4 protein-coding genes are annotated in these 5,341 nt (G+C 71.3%); 3 read left to right on the top strand and 1 reads right to left on the bottom strand.

Annotation, left to right across the window (positions count from 1 at the left end):
- Window positions 1–997 (bottom strand): tartrate dehydrogenase (locus tag H5J30_RS16400; protein WP_181788170.1); only part of this gene is annotated, 997 nt, incomplete at its 3' end.
- Between the two features lie 86 nt (window positions 998–1,083).
- Between H5J30_RS16400 and H5J30_RS16395 the strand changes: the two genes are divergently transcribed.
- The 3 genes from H5J30_RS16395 to argH form a co-directional block, all read left to right on the top strand.
- On the top strand, window positions 1,084–2,691 hold the full coding sequence (locus H5J30_RS16395; protein WP_181788169.1) for an SLC13 family permease: 1,608 nt from the start codon (window positions 1,084–1,086) through the stop codon (window positions 2,689–2,691).
- Window positions 2,692–2,834: 143 nt separating this feature from the next.
- Window positions 2,835–4,031 (top strand): argininosuccinate synthase, encoded by a 1,197-nt coding sequence (locus H5J30_RS16390; RefSeq protein WP_181788168.1) that lies wholly within the window; start codon window positions 2,835–2,837, stop codon window positions 4,029–4,031.
- Window positions 4,028–5,341, top strand: a 1,314-nt coding sequence (gene argH / locus H5J30_RS16385; RefSeq protein WP_181788167.1) for an argininosuccinate lyase, incomplete at its 3' end; no start/stop codon positions are given. The genes H5J30_RS16390 and argH, both read left to right, overlap by 4 nt.

Genomic DNA, 5,341 nt, shown 5'->3' with positions numbered 1-5,341 from the left:
CCGGGGTGCGGACGTCGGTGCCCGCGAGCGTCGCGGCGATGGCGTCGACGACCTCCGCGCCGGCCCGCTCGTGGCCGAGGTGGTCGAGCATCAGCGCCGCCGACCAGATGGCGCCGATCGGGTCGGCGATGCCGCGGCCCGCGATGTCCGGCGCGGAGCCGTGCACCGGCTCGAACATCGAGGGGTACGTGCCCTCGGGATTGAGGTTCGCCGACGGGGCGATCCCGATGGAGCCGGCGACGGCGGCGGTGAGGTCGCTGAGGATGTCGCCGAAGAGGTTGGAGGCGACGATCACGTCGAAGCGCCCGGGGTCGAGGACGACCTTGGCGCACAGCGCGTCGATGTGCTCCTGGTCCCACGTCACCTCCGGGTGCTCCGCGGCCCGTTCGCGTACCAGCTCGTCCCAGAACGGCATGGTGTGCACGATGCCGTTGGACTTCGTCGCCGAGGTGAGCCGGCCGGTGCGGCGGGCGGCGAGGCCGAAGGCGTGGTCGAGGACGCGGGTGACGCCGCCCCGGGTGAAGACGGCCTCCTGTACGGCCATCTCCTCGGGGAAGCCGCGGTGCAGCCGGCCGCCGATCTCGCTGTACTCGCCCTCGGTGTTCTCGCGCACCACGACCAGGTCCACGTCTCCGGGGCCTGCGCCGCGCAGCGGGCTCTCGACGCCCTCGAAGACCTTGACGGGCCGGAGGTTCACGTACTGCCGGAAGGCCCGGCGGACGGGGATGAGCAGGCCCCACAGCGAGACGTGGTCCGGCACCCCGGGCGCCCCGACGGCGCCGAGGAACACCGCGTCGTACCCGCGCAGCCGCTCGATGCCGTCCTCCGGCATCATGGCGCCCTCGCGCCGGTAGCGCTCGCAGGACCAGTCGAGGCCGGTGTACGCGAACTCCACGCCGTGCCGCCGTCCGACGGCGTCCAGCACCTCCAGTGCGGCGGGCGTGACTTCCTGCCCGATGCCGTCCCCGGGGATGACCGCGATCCGATGTGTTGTCATGACCCCTTCCCCTCAGCCGAGTTGTGCCCCACCTTACGGAGCAGCCCTGAATGTAAGCCAGGCCGCACGGTTATCCGGAGGGGACGATGAAGTCCGACGAAACGGCGCCACGTACCAAGACCGACGTCGAGCAGGCACTGCTCGGCCATGCGACGTACCGCAGTCTCGGCGAGCAGAAACTCTCGCCGCAGGAGGAGAAGTTCGAGCGGGGGCGGCGGACCACCGGGTTCTGGCTCGCCCCGCTGGTCTCCGTCATATTTCTCGCGCTCCCGCTGGACATGGCGGCGAGCCAGCAGACGCTGGCCGGCATCCTGCTCGGCGTCATCGTGCTGTGGGTCACCGAGCCCGTGCCGATCCCGGTGGGCGGGCTCATCGGCGTCGGCGCGATCGTCGTCCTCGGCGTGGTGCCGCCGGACGACGCGCTGGCCCCCTTCGGCTCGTCCACCATCTTCACCTTCATCGGCGCGTTCATCCTCGCCCAGGCGATGCTCAAGCACGGCGTGGCCCGCCGGTTCGCGTTCTGGATCCTGGGCCTGCCGGGGGTGGGCCGCTCGACGTTCCGGCTGATCGCCGCCTTCGGCGTGATCACCTGCCTGCTGTCGGCGTTCGTCTCCAACACCGCGACGGTGGCGATGCTGCTGCCCACGGCGCTGGGCATCCTCACGGTCATCGCCAAGATGCTCCAGGACCGCGGCCTGGTGGAGCAGGACTTCGACCCCACGCGGCTGCGCATCGGCGCCGCGCTGGTGCTCATGCTCGCGTACGGCGCCAGCGTCGGCGGCCTGCTCACCCCGGTGGGCAGCCCGCCCAACCTCATCGGCCGCGGCCTGATCGAGGAGGCGACCGGCGAGAAGATCTCCTTCGCCGAGTGGACGGCCACCGCGCTGCCGCTGTGCGCCTGCATGTTCGTCGTCCTGGTCATCGTCCTGCTGCTGCTCAACAAGCCGGAGATCCGGCGGATCGAGGGCGTCGAGGAGTACGTGCGCGAGCAGCGCGCCGCGCTCGGCAAGTTCTCGCGCGCGGAGTGGAACACGCTGATCGCCTTCGGCATCACCGTGGCACTGTGGATCACCCCGGGCATCGTGGCGCTCGCCGTGGGCACCGAGGCGTCCGCGTACACCACCGTCAGCGACCGGCTCGACGAGGGCATCGTCGCCGTGCTCGGCGCCGCGCTGCTGTTCATCCTGCCGACGAACTGGGCGCGCCGCGAGGCCACCCTCAACTGGAGCGACGCGGCCCGCATCGACTGGGGCACGATCCTGCTCTTCGGCACCGGCATCATCTTCGGCTCGCTGCTCGCGGACACCGGCCTGGCCGAGACCATCGGCAAGGAGTCCAACGACCTGCTCGGCTTCTCCAGCGTCTTCACCATCACGATCTTCGCGGCGGTGCTGGCGGTGATCGTCTCGGAGACCACGAGCAACACGGCCTCGGCGGCGGTGGTGGTGCCCATCATCATCCCGATCGCCATGGCCGCCGAGGTCGATCCGTTCGTGCCGGCGCTGGCCGCGACCTTCGCCGCCTCCTTCGGCTTCATGCTGCCGGTCTCGACGCCGCAGAACGCCATCGCGTACGGCTCCGGCGTCGTGCCGATCACCACGATGATCCGCTCCGGGGCGGGATTCGACGTCCTCGGCATCATCCTGATCATCCTGGGGCTGCCGCTGATGGTGGAGGTCACCGGAATCGGCTAGCGGGGCTCCCCGGGAGCCCGTACCGCCCGGCCGGAGGTGGGCTCCTCCGGCCGGGCGGCCCGCCGCGGGCGCGGCGTTTTGACGAGCCATACGGAGTGCTGCATACTTATTCCGGTCAGCGTATGCATCCTAAGGAGACTCCCGTGACCGAGCGCGTCGTACTCGCCTACTCGGGCGGCCTGGACACCTCCGTCGCCATCGGCTGGATCGCCGAGGAGACGGGTGCCGAGGTCGTCGCCGTCGCCGTGGACGTCGGCCAGGGCGGCGAGGACCTCGACGTGATCCGCAAGCGCGCGCTTGCCTGCGGTGCCGTGGAGGCCGAGGTCGCCGACGCCAGGGACGAGTTCGCCGACGAGTACTGCCTCCCGGCGATCAAGGCCAACGCCCTGTACATGGACCGCTACCCGCTGGTCTCCGCGCTCTCCCGGCCCACCATCGTCAAGCACCTCGTCGCCGCCGCCGAGAAGCACGGCGCCGGCACCGTCGCCCACGGCTGCACCGGCAAGGGCAACGACCAGGTGCGGTTCGAGGCCGGCATCTCCTCCCTGGCCCCGGGCCTGAAGTGCATCGCCCCCGTCCGGGACTACGCCATGACCCGGGACAAGGCCATCGCCTTCTGCGAGGAGAAGGGCCTGCCCATCGCCACCACCAAGAAGTCGCCGTACTCGATCGACCAGAACGTCTTCGGCCGGGCCGTCGAGACCGGCTTCCTGGAGGACATCTGGAACGCCCCGATCGAGGACGTCTACGAGTACACCCAGAACCCCGCCGCGGCCCGCGAGGCCGACGAGGTCGTCGTCACCTTCGAGCGCGGCGTGCCCGTGGCCCTCGACGGCCGCCCCGTGACCGTGCTCCAGGCGATCCAGCAGCTCAACGAGCGGGCCGGCGCCCAGGGCGTGGGCCGGATCGACATGGTCGAGGACCGGCTCGTGGGCATCAAGTCCCGGGAGGTCTACGAGGCGCCCGGCGCCATCGCGCTGATCACCGCCCACCAGGAGCTGGAGAACGTCACCGTCGAGCGGGAGCTGGCGCGCTACAAGCGGCAGGTCGAGCAGCGGTGGGGCGAGCTGGTCTACGACGGCCTGTGGTTCTCCCCGCTCAAGCGGGCCCTGGACGGCTTCGTCCAGGAGGCGAACGAGCACGTCACCGGCGACATCCGGATGACGCTGCACGGCGGCAGGGCCGTCGTCACCGGCCGGCGCTCGGCCGCCTCGCTGTACGACTTCAACCTCGCGACGTACGACACGGGCGACACCTTCGACCAGTCGATGTCCAAGGGCTTCATCGAGATCTTCGGCCTCTCCTCGAAGATCGCGGCCGGCCGGGACCTGGCCCGGTGAGCGACGACACCCAGGGCGCCCCGCCGCAGGACGTGAAGCTGTGGGGCGGCCGGTTCGCCGACGGCCCCGCCGCGGCGCTGGAGCGGCTCTCCGCGTCCGTCCACTTCGACATGCGGCTCGCCCCGTACGACATCGCCGGCTCCCGCGCGCACGCGCGGGTGCTGACCCGGGCCGGCCTGCTGACGCCGGACGAGCTGACGCGGATGCTCGCCGGGCTCGACCAGCTGGAGGCGGACGTCCGGACCGGCGCGTTCACCGCCACCGTCGCCGACGAGGACGTGCACACCGCGCTCGAACGCGGCCTGCTGGAGCGGCTCGGCCCGGAGCTGGGCGGCAAGCTGCGCGCCGGCCGGTCCCGCAACGACCAGGTCGCCACCCTCTTCCGGATGTACCTGCGCGACCACGCCCGCACCCTCGGCGGCCTCCTCGCCGAGCTGCAGCAGGCCCTCGTCGGCCTCGCCGAGGCGCACCCGGACGTCGCCATGCCGGGCCGTACGCACCTCCAGCACGCGCAGCCCGTCCTCTTCGCCCACCACGTGCTCGCGCACGCCCAGGCGCTCTCCCGGGACGCCGAGCGGCTGCGGCAGTGGGACGAGCGCACGGCCGTCTCGCCGTACGGGTCCGGCGCGCTGGCCGGCTCCTCGCTGGGCCTGGACCCCGAGGCCGTCGCCGCGGAGCTTGGCTTCGAGCGCGGCTCGTCGGGCAACTCCATCGACGGGACGGCGGCGCGGGACTTCGCCGCGGAGTTCGCGTTCGTCACCGCGATGATCGGCATCGACGTCTCCCGCATCGCGGAGGAGGTCATCCTCTGGGCCACGAAGGAGTTCTCCTTCGTCACCCTGCACGACTCCTTCTCCACCGGCAGCTCGATCATGCCGCAGAAGAAGAACCCGGACATCGCCGAGCTGGCGCGCGGCAAGTCCGGCCGGCTGATCGGCAACCTCACCGGGCTGATGGCGACGCTCAAGGCCCTCCCGCTCGCGTACAACCGCGATCTGCAGGAGGACAAGGAGCCGGTCTTCGACTCGACCGACACCCTCGAAGTCCTGCTGCCCGCCTTCACCGGCATGCTGGCCACGCTCACCGTCAACCGGGAGCGGCTGGAGGAGCTGGCCCCGGCCGGCTTCTCGCTGGCCACCGACATCGCCGAGTGGCTGGTCAAGCAGGGCGTGCCGTTCCGCGTCGCGCACGAGAGCGCGGGGGAGTGCGTCAAGGTCTGCGAGGCCGAGGGCATCGAGCTGGACCAGCTCACGGACGAGCAGTTCGCGAAGGTCTCGCCGCACCTGACGCCCGAGGTGCGCACCGTGCTC

The sequence above is a fragment of the Streptomyces phytophilus genome (genome assembly GCF_013870535.1).
Classification (GTDB): Bacteria; Actinomycetota; Actinomycetes; order Streptomycetales; family Streptomycetaceae; genus Streptomyces; species Streptomyces phytophilus.
This window is presented reverse-complemented; position numbering and strand designations above follow the sequence as displayed.